This window comes from Ruegeria sp. D4 (genome assembly GCF_056534475.1).
Genome location: NZ_JBQFPJ010000005.1, coordinates 190,142 through 205,658, shown reverse-complemented (window position 1 = coordinate 205,658; position 15,517 = coordinate 190,142). Strand labels below are relative to the sequence as shown.

The window sequence follows — 15,517 nt, the reverse complement described above, 5'->3', positions numbered from 1 at the left end:
CGATCATTGGGTCACCATTACAACGGCGTCACCGAACTGCGGGAACCAGCCGATCGTTCGTTCGTAGAACCAGAACATTGCAATTGCGATCAGGGCGGCGGAACCAAATTGCAGAAACACAACGCGGTAGGCCGTCAGGCGCCGCAAAGCAAAGAAGATTGGGAACAAAACGACTACGATGGCGAGTTGCCCGACCTCAACTCCAATATTAAATGTAGCCAGCCCAAGCGCCTTGCGTGTGGGGTCGAGGCCAAGTGGCTCGAGCACATTTGCGAAGCCGAAGCCATGGAATATCCCGAACAGAAAGACGACCTTCCAAGAACTTGCGTGAAAACGAGGTACAAGGTTGCCGACGGCGACGGCAGCAATCGAGAAAGCGATAACCGCCTCCACCAGCGTCACGGGCAGGGTTATGACTTCGAAGGTTGCGAGACAAAGTGTGATAGTATGGGCGATCGTGAACACCGTTACGATCTTGACAGTTTCCAACAGGCTTTCGCGGATGTTCTCGGATGGAACCCAATGCCGGTTCTCGATCCGCATGACCGCTCCCAACAGCAGGGTCACCAAAAACAGAACGTGATCAAACCCAAGCCAGATGTGCCAAACGCCGTGCACAAAGAACGTTCGCGCAATATCGCCTGCCGGTTCATCGTTCAGATAAAGGGCCTTTGTGCCATCGCCCGGCGCGAAAATCAGCGAGATGTAGGCCTCGTTCTCGTCCATCCCGTTTCGGGTATTGCTTCCAATAAGTGCATAACCTCGGTGGGTTGGGTCGACGTCAGAGAACAGGCCGTCATAGGCCATCTCGATAGTTGTCGGGGTTTGCTCGATGTCTAAAACAGTAAAATGCAGTTGAGCGAACGTATCGACCGACGAATCAAAAAATGTGATGTCGTCAAATTCAACCTGAAGGGCTTGCCCATCCGACAAAAGTTTCATGCGATTTTCGAAATATTCGAAGAAGAACTCTTGTGATTGCCGGACTTCGTCCTCAGTCAGCGACGTCGAAACCTCCGGCGCCCCTAGCTGAATTCGGGTTAGATCCGTCAACGTTGCTTCAATCCTGCCACTCAGGGTGTCATCGGTGACGTCAAAATAAACGTAGCTCTCGTTGAACTTGTGGGCTTGAACCGGCGTTGCGAAGGCTATCAGAATTAAGCCGCCTACCCACAGAAAGAGCGCAGCCAACGATCCACTAAACGAATTTGTCCAATTCGCGGCGCGGGTAGTGGATTCGCGATCAGCGTTTTGCATTGGTTTAGTCTCCCCCGTTTTTCGGTTGGGAACTTTTTCCAAGTTCCATCCTTGCAATTATTTCGCGTTGAATGTCCGAGGTACCCGAGTAGATGACACCGCCGAGGGCGTCATTCACATCGGTTCCTGAATTTGAACTTTGCAGATACCCACGACCACCAAACGTTCGCATTGCATCCACGCTGGAATTTAGAAACGCCTCTGAAATGTGAAGGTTTGCCATCGCCGCAAACTGCGTCAGGGGTTGTCCGGTATCGTACAGCTGTGCCGCCCGGGCCAACATAAGTTCGCAGGTTTCCAGACGTACGCGCATGTCTGCCAAGCGGTTGGAAACGGATTGGAATTCCGAGATCGACCTGCCAAATTGCTTACGAGATACGGCATGCTCAGTGCACTCGTTCAATTGGCGGCGCATCGCGCCTACTTGCGCTGTTAGGATAAAGCACCTCTCCCAGTCGAGCGTGGCTTGTAAAATCGTAGCTCCGGCGCCTTCTCGTCCAATTCTGCGGGCCTCCGGAACCCAGCAGTCACGGAACTCAAGCTGTCCCATGGGGACGGAGTTCAATCCAACTTTGTCCTGCCTATCAGCTCTCAAAAACCCTTCATCGTCGGCGCGCACAACGAAGGCCGACAAACCCCAACGACCTTTCTCGGGCGCGGTTTGTGCGAAAACGATCGCGAAATCGCAAACAGGCCCCATGCCGACAAACGCCTTTTGACCATTTAGGATGTATCCCGCCCGATTGTGTTCAGCAGTCGTTTGCAGCGACAACGCGTCGGATCCCGCCGTAGGTTCGGTAAGTGCAAATGCGCCAATCAATTCGCCGGACAAGAGCCCGGATAAGTAGCTGTCTTGTAGCTCTTGAGAAGCAAATCGAATAAGGGGGCTTTGAACTGTCCAAATCTGTGAAATTATGGCCATCGCCAAGCCGCTGTCTGCGCACAACTCACCAAACAGCAACATTTCTTCAACGAACTCACTGGCACTGTTAATTGAACCACCAAGGTCTTGGGGTAAAACGAACTTAAAAGCGCCACATCCGCCAGCGGCTTTCCAAACCGCGCGTAAGTTCCCATCGGAAACTGCAGGGCTTGCTTTTGCAAAGTCCAGTCTAGCGCATCTGGTTTCGCGGTCTATATGGCGCGTAGCTTCGTTCACTGTCGGATTCTATTAGCTGTACTAAATCTAGTACGCACGTCGAAGCCGGCCGGATCATCCCATTCAGAAATTGAAATTTAGATGTTTGGACGGAAATATGGTGCAGAAAGCGCATTACTGTTCTTCATCAAACGGTAGACGGCAGTCTTGGGCACCCTTTGAGTCGATTGATAAATGCCCTAATTATCTATTTTACTTGAAATTTATTGTTACTTTAGTTGGTGACAATTTGCAAAAAATCAGCCAGCCCTCCATCAACCTTCTCCTGCTGGCAAGCAGCCTGCATTGCCTTGCAATTCTTTTTGTATTTTGGGTCGGTCAGCAGTTCTTGAATATCAGTTTCGATCTTTTCGACAGTATCCGTGTGGCGCCCTGCACGACCAATTCCATGAAAGACGGCTCTGGCTGCGCTGCCCTGCTGATCGTTGATATGTGGATACAAGAGAACAGGTGTTGCAGCCTCAACGGCTTCGATAAAACCGCCTGTGCCTCCGTGCATTATTGCAAGGTGAGTATGCTTTAGAATCTGGTGTTGGGGGACCCAAGCCACAACATCAACATTGGGTGGGTAGTCACAACTGCTACCATCCTCCCAATTCTGACCTGCAGCAAATAGGAACCGCCACTCTGGATGCTTGCTTGCGACTTCCCAAAGGTTGGCAAGTAAATCAAACTTGGGTTTCATAACTGTGCCGAAGCCGATGAAAATGCGCTTCTCCGCGCCTCGCGCCGAACAAAATCTGCACACTAGTTCGCTGTCATAAGGTTTTTCTGGCCGATCTTGTAATACCATCGCCCCAAAGTACTCAAAATCCGGGTAAAGATGTGTCGGCAAGTCAACCGATTGCGGGAGAAACAACACGGTCGGAATCTTGTAAGTCCAAGGCATTTGCCAACAAATCAGCCGTACTTTTCTTGCTATAGGAACGTTGTAACGTCGGGCGAGTTCGAGCAGCGCCGTCAAGAAATCTGCGCCGTCGTGCTTGGACTTGAGTCTCAGGGCTTTTTTGAACTTCCAAAGCAGGAAGTTTATCCAAATAATCGAGACGCCAATTCGACTTCCGCGTACTCCGACACCTGGACACGTTCGTTTGTTCAAGGGAGGAGCCCGGGGTCCGGGCGGCGACAAGAACATGTTGCTAAACTGGATGATTGGCAGTCCCAAAGACAAGCCAACAATGATATGTGCATGGAGTTCACAGTCGACAAAGATGACATCCGGTTGAAAAGCAGCGATTGAGGCGGCGAAATCATTTACGCCAAGGGCATTTATTGCAGCATTCAAGCGATCTTCGGCAGTTAAAGCTCGGCGCTGTTCCGGCGAAAGTAGTGGTGCAAAAGCGTCGACTCGCGGCGTGGGAATCTCGTAATGCTCCAAGTCGAAATGCGAAATTAACTCAGAGGACGATTTTGGTGCAAACAAGCAGACGTCGCAACCAATAGATCTTGCTTCGTTTGCAAACTGCACAGCACCATTAAGCGGGCCAGTCAAACCACTTGATATTATCGCCAATCGCTTGCTCATCGGCCTATGAAAGTGATCCGGTTGAATTTCCAGTCAAGACCACTTCGTTGTTTAGGTCAAAATTTGATAACCGATTTCGACTTTTCTCGATCCTTGGAGCCGGATGTCCGCCCTTGCATAGAAGGAATCAAACACCTTTCATTGACTTAATCTCAATTTCTAAGTCTAGCGGGGTCCCTTTAGCTGAGAATTCACCAGTACTCTAATGGGTGCCATGCTGCAACGAATGGCAGCATTGTCCGCATAGCGGTCGCTCGCGATACTCAGGCGAACGGCTGCACCGAGACCGAAGCGGACGGCGTTGTATTGCTTCTCCGCCCGTTTCGCGTGAAAGACTTAGCGATTTGACATGCTTGGGTTAGACTAACTGGCGCATGTCGGAAACCAATCGAGAAAGAGCACTATTACGCAGCGGCGCGGGTTTCGCTGAGGAAGAACGCCAAGGCATGATGCTCGCCGCAAAGGTCCGAACCATTTCTCTTTCGCTTGTTCTCCTGTGGCAGGCCATTGACAGCCCGGAGACTGGACTATCGCATTTTTTTGTTCTTCTTGAAATCTTCGCTTTTGTTTTGCTTGGCGGTTTGCAGTACATCGCGGCTTACTCGCGTCTTGGCGGACGCAGCATTCAGTACGTGTTCGTTACGTTAGATTGCCTATTTCTAGCGGTAATTTTCAGCCTCAGTGTGCCGTTTTCCGGCGCTTCGTTGCCGCCGGCTATTTCGATGGATACCGCGCGTTTTCTTTATTTTTTGATGTTTCTTATGCAGGCATCGTTTAGTTTTCGACCTTTCCTGGTTGTCTGGTGTGGAATCAGTATAATCATTGCTCGCGCCGGCATGTGGGTATGGTTTTTGAGCCTGCCAGGTGCATACAGTAATTTAGATCTGCCGGAACAGACAGTCGAAGCCTGGCTTGCCGCAGGCGCTGACCTCAACTTTCTGTTTCTCGGATATGCCGCCACAGAATTACTGGTCGTGGTGATATTGTCTGCGGGGCTTGCTGTTGTTGTTGCGCGATCTCGGCGGCTCGTTAGCAATCTCCTATCGACTGAGAGAAAGCGGGCCAGTCTGGCAAGATATTTTTCACCAAATGTCGTAGACCAATTAAGCAGATCAGGTGTTGGTCTCTCAGCCGGTAGGCACCAAAAAGGGTCTTGTCAGAAGAACTTTGCTTGAGCGGGGCAGGGCGGTTGCGTAGCTTTTGCCCATGACCAGACCTGCCTCTTTCAAGTACTTCAAAACCAGCCCAGAGATCATCCGCCTTGCGGTGATGCTTTACATCCGATTCCCGCTCTCGCTTCGGAATGTCGAAGATCTGCTGCACGAGCGAGGCATCGACGTGAGCCACGAAACCGTCCGATATTGGTGGAACAGGTTTGGCCCGATGTTTGCTGCTGAGATCAGACGTAAGCGTGTTCAGCAGCTGCGCGCATACTCCAAATGGAAGTGGCACGTGGACGAGGTTTTCGTGAAGGTCAATGGTAAGCGTCATTATCTTTGGCGGGCCGTTGATCACGAAGGCGAGGTGCTGGAAGCAATCGCTACCAGACGTCGAAACAAGCAGGCGGCATTGAAATTCCTCAAGAAATTGATGAAGCGACACGGCAAAGCGGAAACCGTCGTCACGGATCGCTTCGCCTCATACAGAGTCGCGCTCAGAGAGCTCGGCGCTACCGAAAAACAAAGGACGGGCAGGTGGCTCAACAACCGCGTCGAGAATTCGCACCTGCCGTTTCGACGACGCGAACGCGCGATGCAGCGTTTCAGGCGCATGCGAAGCTTACAGAAATGCGCCTCCGTCCATTCCTCCGTCTAAAACCACTTCAACCGGGCAAGATCGCTGACCAGCCGTGACACCTTCAAGCTGACACACCGCCGCTCTCGCTGAGTGGCGCGAACCTGGCGCAGTGTAAAGAGCAGTTCTACTGACCCAGCTGAGACTGGTTCGAAATTGTCTGACAACGTCTCTTACCGGTTCAGGTTCCTTTCACATCACTGGAGAACCGCGCCGCGTTTTCCTTTGCAAAGGCGCTGGCATCCGCGTCGGCATCCCAGAACTGCGGGTTTGCCTTGGGTATCGTCAGCGCGCGCTGCACGGCGGGCCGGGCATCAATACGGTGGAACCACGAATTCAGATGCGGCAAGTCCGACACTCCTACCCGCGCCCAGACATAAGCGCGTGCCCATGGGTACAGCATCATGTCAGCGATGGTGTATTCGTCCGCGGCGATCCATTCACGCCCATCCAGGCGCGTGTTCATCACCTCCATCAAGCGGCGGCTTTCGTCCACGTAGCGGCGGATTGAGAACGGCTCTTCGTGGCCGTTTGGTGCGGCGATGTGCTGGAAGTACATCGCCTGTCCCATCATTGGGCCTATATGGCCGACCTGAAAGAACATCCACTGCATGACCTCTGACCGTTTGACCGGATCCCAAGGCAGGAATTTTCCGTATTTTTCGGCGAGATGCCACAGGATCGCACCGGATTCGAAGATGGCGCGCCTCTCCGAACGATCCTCAATTGTCGGGATCTTTCCATTTGGGTTCAGCGCCAGATAATCCGGCGCCTTCTGTTCCTGCTTGGAAAAATTGATATGTGTCAGGTCGTAGGGGACGCCTGCCTCCTCCAGGAAGATAACCGGCTTGTACCCGTTCATCGTTCCAGCGGTGTAGAGATGGATATCAGGCTGGGACATGTTCAAGCTCGGCAAATGTGGTTTTTAGATGCGCGTCAAATCGAGCGAAATCGGCCTCGATTTCCGGGTCCTTCATAACATCGAATGCAGCAAAAGTCGGAAGGGGTTGCATGGCAAAGAACTTTGCGTTCAGGTGCATCGGCGCTAACAGGTCGTCGACGCTGGAGCCCGCAAAGAAAGGCTCGGACGCATCATCGAACGCTTCTTTTGGGGCGTTGAACGTAACCGACAGCATGTATTTCTTACCGTTTAGTGTGCCCCCGGTACCGTAATTGGCTTTGGGCGCGTCGGTCGTTCGACCGTCACCTGCGCACATGCGGCCATCCATGCCAGCCGTATATACCTCATCCATGTATTTTTTGAATATCCACGGTACCCCCATCCAGTTCACCGGGAACTGAATGATGACTGTATCGGCCCACAGATGCGTCTCGACCTCAGCATTTGCATCATAGCCGTCGGAGACGGTGGTCACACGCACGTCGTGACCCATTGTGGTCAGCGTGTCACGTGCGCGTTTGGCGAGGCTGGCGTTCAACTGTCCGGGGGCGAATTCGTAGGGCTGGGTGCCGTTGACGATCAGGATTTTGCTCATGTCTATATCCTATAGGTACTATCTCTGAACCCTTGACTTTCAGCGGGTTCAGAGAGCATTTGATTGCGAAGGTGTGATAAATCAACTAGTATACTTTTGGTAACCTAGGTGTCTGAGCGAAGGGACGACGATGCGGGCGCGAATTGATGAGGATGCCAAAGGGCGCCGAAAGGTCTCCGAGGCCTGTCAGGAACCATGTGCAATCGAACGCGGTATGCGGATTATTGGCGGAAAGTGGACGGGGTCGATCTTGTGGCACCTTAGAGATGGCCCAGTGCGCTTCAACGATCTGTCGCGCATGATCGGCGGTGCCAGCAAGAAGATGATCACTGAAAGACTACGTCAACTTGAGGGGCAGGGTCTGGTTCGCCGGCAGGTAATGGATACCGCTCCTGTTTCCGTGCAATATTCGGTTACCGAATTTGGCCAGACAGCTCTTGGTTTTCTTGAAGAGCTTCGAAAGTGGAGCGAAGAATTACCTCAGGAGTTGGATCGAACCATCTGATAATATGAGGGAATGAGTCTTTGGGTAGTTTGAAAGCAATCCACCATGCTGCGGTCATTTGTTCGGACTATGAGCAGTCCAAGGCATTTTATTCAGAAACGCTTGGGTTGGAGATAGTTGCGGAAAATTTCCGGGCCGAACGGCAATCTTGGAAGCTGGACTTGGCTTTGCCGGATGGTACTCAGATTGAGTTGTTTTCCTTTCCCGACCCGCCCAAACGCACGTCCCGCCCCGAGGCGCTGGGTCTGCGGCATCTTGCGTTTGTTGTAGACGATATCGAGAAGTTGAAAGACAGATTGGAACAGAAGGGTGTTCCCGTCGAAGACATCCGTGTCGATGAATATACCGGACGCCGTTTTACCTTTTTCAGTGATCCGGACGATCTTCCTTTGGAATTGTATGAAGCCGCGCCGACTGCGTTGAAGTGATGTTTCCCGTTCTTTAGGCTGAGCGAAGCAGGGGGGAATGCGCATGGAAGAAAAACCTCTCACCGGTGGATTGGGTGCTGAAATCGTCGGGGCGGACATCCGGCATGAAGATCAATTCGACGCGATTAAGTCAGCCTTCACAAAGTATTCCGTAGTCGTACTGAGGGGCCAAAACGTTAGACCGCAAGAGCATCTGTCCTTTGCGCGAAGGTTCGGCCCGATTAACGTGAACCGCTTTTTCAAACCTGTCGACGGCTATCCCGAGATCGCCACAGTTTTGAAAGAGAAAGATCAGAAAGAGGCTGTGGGAGAGGGCTGGCATACCGACCACTCCTATGATCAGGAACCGGCCATGGGCTCAATTCTGCACGCTTTGGAAGTCCCGCCGCAAGGCGGCGACACGCTGTTTGTGTCAATGGCTGCTGCCTATGAGGCTCTGTCGCCCACGATGCGTGGTTTTCTGAATGGCCTGTGGGCGGTGCATTCCTCTCGCCATGTCTTTGGCTCCAGCAACATGGAATCAGAGGCCGCAAAAAGCGGAAGGCTGGGTAATGCCGAAGCTGCCACGCAAGACGCCTTGCACCCCGTTGTCATCACGCATCCGCTTAGTGGCAGGCGTGGGCTGTTCGTCAATCCTGTGTTCACCACCGAAATCAAGGGGTTGAGCGCAGATGAGTCTGCGGCCGTGCTTGGGATGCTCTATGATCATTGCAAGCAGCCCGAATTCCAATGCCGCCTCCGTTGGCAGGCAGGGGATATCGCCATTTGGGATAACCGAGCCACGTGGCACAAGGCAATCAACGACTACCACGGTTTTCGACGCCTTATGCACCGGGTGACGGTTGAAGGGATTGCCTTGAAGCCGTGAGGCAAGTGGCACAAGGCGGACCTCTGCGACTCAGTTTGGGCGCGACGACGCTGTGACACCCCCCCCCTCGATTCCCGGTGCACTAATTAAAAAAAGGGCGATCGGTGTCGAAATTTCTTTTTATTTTCTCGTGCATATAATGCCTGTCGAATTTTCTCTTGTCACAATTGGAACGTTCCATTAATGATTTTGGAACGTTCCAATTGCGGAGTAAGAGGATGAATTGGGCATTTGTCGGAGCGAGCACAATAGCTTCGCAATACATGTTGGACGCGGTGCGCCGGCAGGCAGGCAACAACGTGACCTGGGTCGTCAGTCATTCTCCAGATCGGGTTCAGACCTGGGCCAAGGAACACGGAATTCCCAACGCAACGACGGACGTGGACGCTGCGCTTTCTGACGAGAACATTCAGGCTGTTTATGTTTCCTCGACCAATGAGAAGCACCACGGTCAGGCCATGGCAGCCATTTTGGCTGGTAAGCATGTTCTATGTGAAAAGCCGCTTGGGATGACTCAGGAGGAAGGTGTCGAAATGGTGCGCGCAGCCGAAACGGCTGGCGTGACTTTTGGTACAAATCACCACCTGCGATGCTCTGGCAGCCATCGTGCCATTCGCGACCTCATTGCAGACGGGCGCGTCGGCGACGTTCTTTCGCTGCGTATACATCATGCGGTACATTTGCCGGGGAACCTACAGGGGTGGCGCATCAACTCAGCAGATGCTGGCGGCGGCGTGATCCCCGACATCGTCGTTCATGATGCGGATGTCACGCGGTTCCTGCTCAATGAGGACCCGATTTCTGTCGTCGCGCAAATGGCCAGCTCTGGGATGGGGCAGGGGGTCGAAGACTCGTGCATGTCCGTCTGGACGATGCCTTCAGGCGCGATGGTCATGACACATGAAAGTTTTACGCACCCATTTGCAGGTTCGGGCCTGCAAGTGCACGGGACCAAGGGTTCGATTTTTGCGGATGGCGTCATGACGCAGCGCCCAGTTGGGGCAATAAAACTGGTGACAGAAGCCGGAAGCGAAGAAATCCCGTTTTCGGAGCATTCGCTCTACATTCAGGGCGTTTCCGAATTTGTCGCCGCAACAGCGGGTCAGGGCCGTCCAGCTGCGGATGGAACTGATGGAGTGAAATCGCTGTCCGTCGCGCTGAGCGTTCGTGAGGCCGCGGCGTCAGGTAAGCGCATCAACGTAGACTATGGTGGCTTCTGATGACCAAGCTCGTTTCCGTTTCCGAGGCCGTTTCTCGCATTCCTGACAATGCGGTGGTAACCGTTTCGTCGTCCTCGGCATTGGGGTGCCCTGACCTTGTGCTGAAGGCACTTGGAGAGCGGTTTTGCGCGGAGGGGCATCCGCGCAACATTACAACGCTGCACCCTATCGCCGCCGGGGATATGTATGGCGTGAAGGGCATGGATTATCTGGCGCAGGATGGATTGCTAAACCGCGTTCTCGCCGGATCATACCCGTCGGGCCCTTCCAGCCTTGAGATGCCGGAAATCTGGAAAATGATCGTCGAGGATCGGGTCGCCGCATATAACGTGCCTTCGGGAATTCTGTTCGACATGCATCGCGAGGCCGCAGCGCATCGGCCCGGTGTTCTGACGCAGGTCGGGCTTGAGACTTTCGTGGATCCGGTGCGCCAGGGGTGCGCGATGAACGCGCGTGGCGCGGCTGCGCCTATCGTGAACCGGAGAGAGTTCGACGGTCAGACCTGGCTGCACTTTCCGAACATCAACCCGAACGTATGTGTTTTGCGCGCAACAACGGCGGATGAGTTCGGCAACCTGACCTATGAACACGAAGGTGCTTATCTGGGCGGGCTGGAGCAAGCGATCTGTGTACGCAACCACGGTGGGATCGTGATCGCACAGGTTCAACGTGTGACTGCCGCCGGAAGCTTGCGCCCCCATGACGTGCGCGTGCCGGGGCATCTGGTCGATCTGATCGTTGAAGACCCGAAGCAGATGCAAACGACGGAAACGTCGTACGACCCTGCGATCTCTGGCCAGATTATGCGCCCTTGGGACAGCTTTTCGCTGGCCGAGCATGGCGTCGAAAAGGTCATCGCCCGCCGCGCCGCGCAAGAGCTGCGCACAGGCATGAGCGCCAATCTGGGCTTTGGAATCAGCGCCATGGTCCCGCGTGTCTTGTTGGAAGAGGGGCATCCTCAGGCTGTGACATGGGCGATCGAGCAAGGGGCCGTTGGAGGCGTCCCATTGACCGGCTTTGCCTTTGGCTGCGCGTCCAATGCACATGCTTTCGTGCCGTCCCCACAGCAATTCATCTATTTCCAGGGCGGCGGCTTCGACATGTCGTTCCTTTCTTTCCTTGAGGTCGATGTCGAAGGCAATGTGAACGTCTCCAAACTTGGTAAGAAGCCCTATCTGACTGCAGGGTGCGGTGGCTTTGTCGATATTACCGCGCGCGCCAAGAAGATCGTGTTCTCGGGCTGGTTCGAAGCCGGCGCCAAGATTGATCTGGCGGATGACGGTATCCGTGTGAAGGCCCCCGGAAAATTCACCAAGATGGTGGATCAGGTCGAGCATGTCACATTCTCCGGCCGCCGTGCCCGGGAAACCGGTCAGGACGTGCTGTATGTAACCGAGCGCTGCGTTATTCGCCTGTCAGATCAAGGTCTGGTTGCGACGGAAATCATGCCCGGAATTGAGGCGCAACGCGACATTGTCGAAGCTTCGGGCGGTCGCGTCAAAGTCGCGGAGAACGCGGTTCAGATGTCCAAATCTCTGTTCGCAGTTGGCCCGATGGGGATGACGCTGTGAGCAAGCTTGGGTTTCATATCGAGGGTGCGACCGCTGTGCTGACATTGGACAACGTGTCCAAGCTCAATGCTCTGACGGTGGACATGCTGAATGCGCTGGAGGCTCGTCTGCAAGAGGTCGAGCGTGACGCATCCATTCGTGCGCTTGTTCTGACCGGTGCAGGGGAAAAAGCGTTCTGTTGCGGGGCCGATATTGGCGCATGGGGTGGTCTGAGTCCCGCCGAATTCGCGCGCCATTGGGTCCGTGACGGCCATCGGATCTTTGACCGTCTGGCACGGATCGGCAAACCGACGATTGCTGCGATCAATGGCCACGCCTTTGGCGGCGGGCTGGAGCTGGCCAGTTGTTGTGATCTGCGTCTGATGACCCCGCGCGCCACGCTGGCCTTGCCCGAAGCCAAGGTTGGAATCGTGCCGGGCTGGTCCGGGACGCAACGGTTGACCCGGCTGATCCCCGAGGCTGCGGTGAAGGAGATGGCACTCTTCGGGCGCCGTATTGGTGCCGACCGTGCGCTGGCTTTAGGCTATGCGACCGAGGTGATTGACGAGGTTCTGGCGCGCGCGCTTGAGATCACCGCCGATCTTAGCGACCTGTCGCCCCGCGCCACCGAAATCTCGAAAAACATGATCCACGCTGCGGTCGGTGAGGACAGCCATGCTGCGGTCGAAGCCCTCGGCAGTGCAGCAATTGCCGCCTCGGCGGACCGCGAAGAAGGCGTCGCGGCGTTCATGGAAAAACGAAACCCAACATTTTCGGGCCTTTGAAATTATGAAAGACATCGCAATCAACCCTGCCATCCCGTTCGAGCTGCCGCCTCTGTTTGAAGGCCGGCACCTCATCAATGGCATATGGCAGGACAGCGCCTCGGGTGAGACGTTCGAGCGCCGCTCTCCTTCGCACGGCCACATCGTCAGCCGTTCGGCCATGGGGGGAGAGGTTGAGACCCAGGCCGCGATCCAGGCGGCGCGCAAGGCGTTCGACAGCGGTGCCTGGAGCCGTGCTTCGGGCAAGGAACGCGCCTCCGTCTTGCTGAAAGTCGCCGATTTGATCGAGCAGAACGTTGACCGGATTGCCCTGATCGAAACACTGGAAAGCGGCAAGCCGATCAGTCAATCCAAGGGCGAAGTTGGCGGTGCCGCAGATCTGTGGCGCTATGCGGCCTCATTGGCACGCAGCACCCACGGCGACAGTCACAATACTCTTGGCATGGACATGATGGGTGTCGTGTTGAAAGAACCCATCGGTGTCGTGTCGATCATCACACCTTGGAACTTTCCGTTCTGGATCCTCAGCCAGAAACTGCCATTTGCACTGGCCGCAGGCTGTACTGTCGTCGTGAAGCCATCCGAGATGACGCCGTCGACGACCTTGATGCTCGGCGAGTTGCTGGTCGAAGCAGGATTGCCCGCCGGTGTCTGCAATATCGTGCTTGGTTATGGCGTTCCCGTCGGGAGCTTGATGTCCGGTCACAAGAGCGTGGATATGGTCAGCTTTACCGGCTCGACAGCCGTGGGCAAGACGATCAGCGCAGTTGCGTCTGGTACGCTCAAAAAGGTCGCGCTCGAGCTTGGGGGCAAAAACCCGCAGGTCATCTTTCCCGATGCCGATCTGGATGCAGCGGCGGATGCCGTTGTGTTTGGCATCTATTTCAATGTCGGCCAGTGCTGCAATTCAAGCAGTCGCATCATTGTGCACGAAGACATCGCCGACGATTTCCGAGGGCGTGTCGTTGCCTTGTCGCGCAAGGTCAAATTTGGCGATCCATTGGACCCGACGACGCAAGTCGGAGCTATCGTAACGCCCGAGCACAACTCAAAGATAGACGCTTATGTCAAACAAGCGAAAGCGTGCGGCGCGACTATAGACTTGGGTGGTAAGCCGCTAGAGGTCGATGGTCTGGGTGATCAGTTCTACCAGCCGACAGTGATTTCTGGCGTCTCGCCAGAAATGCCCATCGCCCGCGATGAGGTATTTGGACCGGTTCTGTCCGTTTTGACCTTCAAAACACTGGACGAAGCAATCGCGCTAACCAATGATAGCGCTTACGGTCTGTCGGCAGGGGTCTGGAGCCAAAACGTTCACACCTGCCTTGAGTTCGCCCGTCGTGCAGAAACGGGAACGGTCTGGACCAACACCTGGATGGACGGATTCCCGGAGGTCGCCTTCGGTGGGTTCAAACAATCCGGGCAGGGGCGGGAAATCGGACGTTACGGGTTCGAGGAATTCTTCGAAGTGAAATCAGTAGTCATGCGCATCGGCAACAGCCGAGCGCCATGGGTTCCGCAAGATTAAGACCGGGCACCGGATTGGTCCCGAATAAGAAGAACGCATTAAGGGAGGAAACAAGAATGCGTAAACTGCTGAAGACAAAATCGCTGTTTGTGGCCGGTCTGCTCTGCACGACCAGCCTTGCGCACGCGGAAGACGTGGAAGTTCTGCACTGGTGGACTTCAGGTGGCGAGGCCGCAGCGTTGAATGTTCTCAAGGAAGACCTGTCCGGGCAGGGAATCGGTTGGACCGATATGCCCGTTGCGGGTGGTGGAGGCGAACAGGCGATGACCGTTCTGAGGGCTCGTGTGACTGCCGGTAACGCGCCGACTGCTGTTCAGGCTTTGGGCTTCGACATTCTGGACTGGGCCAATCAGGGCGCGCTGGCTGATCTGAATGAGGTCGCAGCGAAAGAAGGATGGGATGATGTCGTCCCGGATGCTTTGAAGGCCTTTGCCAAGCATGACGGCAAATGGGTCTCGGCACCAGTCAATGTGCACTCGACCAACTGGGTCTGGGCGAACAAAGCGGTGCTGGACGCTAACGGTATTGCACAGCCCACCAACTGGGACGAATTCGTCGCGGCGGTTGAGGCGTTGAAAGCTGCCGGTGTCACACCGATCGCGCATGGTGGTCAGGCCTGGCAGGATGCGACCATCTTCGATGCTGTGGCGATGTCGACACTTGGGCCCGATGGCTACAAAGCAGCCTTCGTTGACCTGGACGAGGAAACACTTGGTGGCGACGCCATGAAGGAAGCGTTCGACCGTATGGCGTTCATTCGCGACAACGTGGATGAGAATTTCTCGGGCCGCGACTGGAACCTGGCGACAGCAATGGTCATCAACGGTGAAGCCGGTTTCCAGATGATGGGTGACTGGGCCAAAGGCGAATTCCTGAACGCGGGCAAAGTGCCGGGTGAGGACTTTTTGTGCTTCCGATTCCCGGGTACTCAGGATCAGGTCACATTCAATGCTGACCAGTTCATGATGTTCGATCAGGGCGGTTCGGTGTCGGCTGAACAGGCCGCGCTGGCCAGCGCGATCCTTTCACCATCCTTCCAGATTGCTTTCAACAAGGTGAAGGGCTCTGTCCCGGCTCGTACTGACGTGGATGGCAGTGATCTGGATGCTTGCGGCCAACAGGGCATGAAGGATCTGGCAGCAGCGGCTTCGTCGGGCAACTTGTTTGGTTCGATGGCGCACGGCCATGCCGCGCCGGCATCAGTGAAGAATGCGGTCTATGACGTCGTCACAGCCCATTTCAACGGCGAGTATGACAGCGAGACTGCTGTGGTTGAACTGGTCGACGCAGTTTCGATCGCCAAGTGATCTTATCGTGATCCTCCCGATGGGGCGGCGGGTTGGCCGCCCTGTCACCAAGCGGGCGCTAACGCTCCGACCTACAACTACCCGAACGAGGAGGG

The 15,517-nt window shown here is 54.9% G+C and carries 14 protein-coding genes and 1 pseudogene; 10 read left to right on the top strand and 5 right to left on the bottom strand.

Features of this window, described 5'->3' with window-relative positions; translation table 11 throughout:
* Nucleotides 1-3: 3 nt before the first annotated feature.
* From ACR0MI_RS10230 to ACR0MI_RS10220, 3 genes are all read right to left on the bottom strand, one after another.
* Nucleotides 4-1,299 carry a HupE/UreJ family protein gene (locus ACR0MI_RS10230; RefSeq protein WP_170816687.1) on the bottom strand — a complete coding sequence of 432 codons (1,296 nt, stop codon included), beginning with the start codon at nt 1,297-1,299 and terminating at the stop codon, nt 4-6.
* Nucleotides 1,262-2,416: an acyl-CoA dehydrogenase family protein gene (locus ACR0MI_RS10225; RefSeq protein WP_170816688.1), complete on the bottom strand. Its 1,155-nt coding sequence runs from the start codon at nt 2,414-2,416 to the stop codon at nt 1,262-1,264. The genes ACR0MI_RS10230 and ACR0MI_RS10225 overlap by 38 nt, the downstream gene beginning before the upstream one ends.
* Nucleotides 2,417-2,630: 214 nt before the next feature.
* The gene (locus tag ACR0MI_RS10220; RefSeq protein WP_170816689.1) at nt 2,631-3,941 is read right to left on the bottom strand and encodes a glycosyltransferase; all 1,311 of its coding nucleotides are present in this window, start codon (nt 3,939-3,941) and stop codon (nt 2,631-2,633) included.
* A 374-nt stretch (nt 3,942-4,315) separates the two neighbouring features.
* On the opposite strand from ACR0MI_RS10220, the gene ACR0MI_RS10215 reads away from it, so the two are divergent.
* Entirely contained in the window at nt 4,316-5,116 is an 801-nt protein-coding gene (locus ACR0MI_RS10215; protein WP_170816690.1) for a hypothetical protein, read from the top strand.
* A gap of 31 nt (nt 5,117-5,147) precedes the next feature.
* A pseudogene (locus ACR0MI_RS10210) lies at nt 5,148-5,853 on the top strand (IS6 family transposase).
* Nucleotides 5,854-5,916: 63 nt separating this feature from the next.
* Here ACR0MI_RS10210 and ACR0MI_RS10205 read toward each other — a convergent pair.
* Together ACR0MI_RS10205 and ACR0MI_RS10200 are read right to left on the bottom strand one after the other, a co-directional pair.
* Nucleotides 5,917-6,636, bottom strand: coding sequence for a glutathione S-transferase N-terminal domain-containing protein (locus ACR0MI_RS10205; RefSeq protein ID WP_170680619.1), 720 nt, complete (start codon nt 6,634-6,636; stop codon nt 5,917-5,919).
* On the bottom strand, nt 6,623-7,231 hold the full coding sequence (locus ACR0MI_RS10200; protein ID WP_170816691.1) for an NAD(P)H-dependent oxidoreductase: 609 nt from the start codon (nt 7,229-7,231) through the stop codon (nt 6,623-6,625). The genes ACR0MI_RS10205 and ACR0MI_RS10200 overlap by 14 nt, the downstream gene beginning before the upstream one ends.
* A 130-nt stretch (nt 7,232-7,361) precedes the next feature.
* On the opposite strand from ACR0MI_RS10200, the gene ACR0MI_RS10195 reads away from it, so the two are divergent.
* The 8 genes from ACR0MI_RS10195 (at nt 7,362) to ACR0MI_RS10160 (ending at nt 15,422) form a co-directional block, all read left to right on the top strand.
* Nucleotides 7,362-7,736 (top strand): winged helix-turn-helix transcriptional regulator, encoded by a 375-nt coding sequence (locus tag ACR0MI_RS10195; RefSeq protein ID WP_170816692.1) that lies wholly within the window; start codon nt 7,362-7,364, stop codon nt 7,734-7,736.
* A gap of 20 nt (nt 7,737-7,756) precedes the next feature.
* Nucleotides 7,757-8,164 carry an SMU1112c/YaeR family gloxylase I-like metalloprotein gene (gene gloA2, locus ACR0MI_RS10190; RefSeq protein WP_480441292.1) on the top strand — a complete coding sequence of 136 codons (408 nt, stop codon included), beginning with the start codon at nt 7,757-7,759 and terminating at the stop codon, nt 8,162-8,164.
* A 43-nt stretch (nt 8,165-8,207) separates the two neighbouring features.
* Nucleotides 8,208-9,032 (top strand): TauD/TfdA family dioxygenase, encoded by an 825-nt coding sequence (locus ACR0MI_RS10185; protein WP_170816693.1) that lies wholly within the window; start codon nt 8,208-8,210, stop codon nt 9,030-9,032.
* A 218-nt stretch (nt 9,033-9,250) separates the two neighbouring features.
* Nucleotides 9,251-10,252 (top strand): Gfo/Idh/MocA family protein, encoded by a 1,002-nt coding sequence (locus ACR0MI_RS10180; RefSeq protein ID WP_170816694.1) that lies wholly within the window; start codon nt 9,251-9,253, stop codon nt 10,250-10,252.
* Nucleotides 10,252-11,823, top strand: coding sequence for a CoA-transferase (locus ACR0MI_RS10175; RefSeq protein ID WP_170680592.1), 1,572 nt, complete (start codon nt 10,252-10,254; stop codon nt 11,821-11,823). Before ACR0MI_RS10180 ends, ACR0MI_RS10175 begins: the two co-directional genes overlap by 1 nt.
* Nucleotides 11,820-12,587, top strand: coding sequence for an enoyl-CoA hydratase/isomerase family protein (locus ACR0MI_RS10170; RefSeq protein WP_170680589.1), 768 nt, complete (start codon nt 11,820-11,822; stop codon nt 12,585-12,587). The genes ACR0MI_RS10175 and ACR0MI_RS10170 overlap by 4 nt, the downstream gene beginning before the upstream one ends.
* A 4-nt stretch (nt 12,588-12,591) precedes the next feature.
* Complete coding sequence (locus ACR0MI_RS10165; RefSeq protein ID WP_170680586.1) at nt 12,592-14,115, top strand: aldehyde dehydrogenase family protein; 1,524 nt, start codon at nt 12,592-12,594, stop codon at nt 14,113-14,115.
* Nucleotides 14,116-14,171: 56 nt separating this feature from the next.
* Nucleotides 14,172-15,422, top strand: coding sequence for an ABC transporter substrate-binding protein (locus ACR0MI_RS10160; RefSeq protein ID WP_170614504.1), 1,251 nt, complete (start codon nt 14,172-14,174; stop codon nt 15,420-15,422).
* Nucleotides 15,423-15,517: the final 95 nt, after the last annotated feature.

What these genes read in the sequence shown, in the direction of transcription:
- ACR0MI_RS10180 (WP_170816694.1), top strand. Translation starts at nt 9,251, where the DNA reads ATGAATTGGGCATTTGTCGGAGCGAGCACAATAGCTTCGCAATACATG.
- ACR0MI_RS10215 (WP_170816690.1), top strand. Translation starts at nt 4,316, where the DNA reads ATGTCGGAAACCAATCGAGAAAGAGCACTATTACGCAGCGGCGCGGGT.
- ACR0MI_RS10200 (WP_170816691.1), bottom strand. Translation starts at nt 7,231, where the DNA reads ATGAGCAAAATCCTGATCGTCAACGGCACCCAGCCCTACGAATTCGCC.
- ACR0MI_RS10205 (WP_170680619.1), bottom strand. Translation starts at nt 6,636, where the DNA reads ATGTCCCAGCCTGATATCCATCTCTACACCGCTGGAACGATGAACGGG.
- ACR0MI_RS10160 (WP_170614504.1), top strand. Translation starts at nt 14,172, where the DNA reads ATGCGTAAACTGCTGAAGACAAAATCGCTGTTTGTGGCCGGTCTGCTC.
- ACR0MI_RS10220 (WP_170816689.1), bottom strand. Translation starts at nt 3,941, where the DNA reads ATGAGCAAGCGATTGGCGATAATATCAAGTGGTTTGACTGGCCCGCTT.
- ACR0MI_RS10185 (WP_170816693.1), top strand. Translation starts at nt 8,208, where the DNA reads ATGGAAGAAAAACCTCTCACCGGTGGATTGGGTGCTGAAATCGTCGGG.
- ACR0MI_RS10165 (WP_170680586.1), top strand. Translation starts at nt 12,592, where the DNA reads ATGAAAGACATCGCAATCAACCCTGCCATCCCGTTCGAGCTGCCGCCT.
- ACR0MI_RS10195 (WP_170816692.1), top strand. Translation starts at nt 7,362, where the DNA reads ATGCGGGCGCGAATTGATGAGGATGCCAAAGGGCGCCGAAAGGTCTCC.
- ACR0MI_RS10175 (WP_170680592.1), top strand. Translation starts at nt 10,252, where the DNA reads ATGACCAAGCTCGTTTCCGTTTCCGAGGCCGTTTCTCGCATTCCTGAC.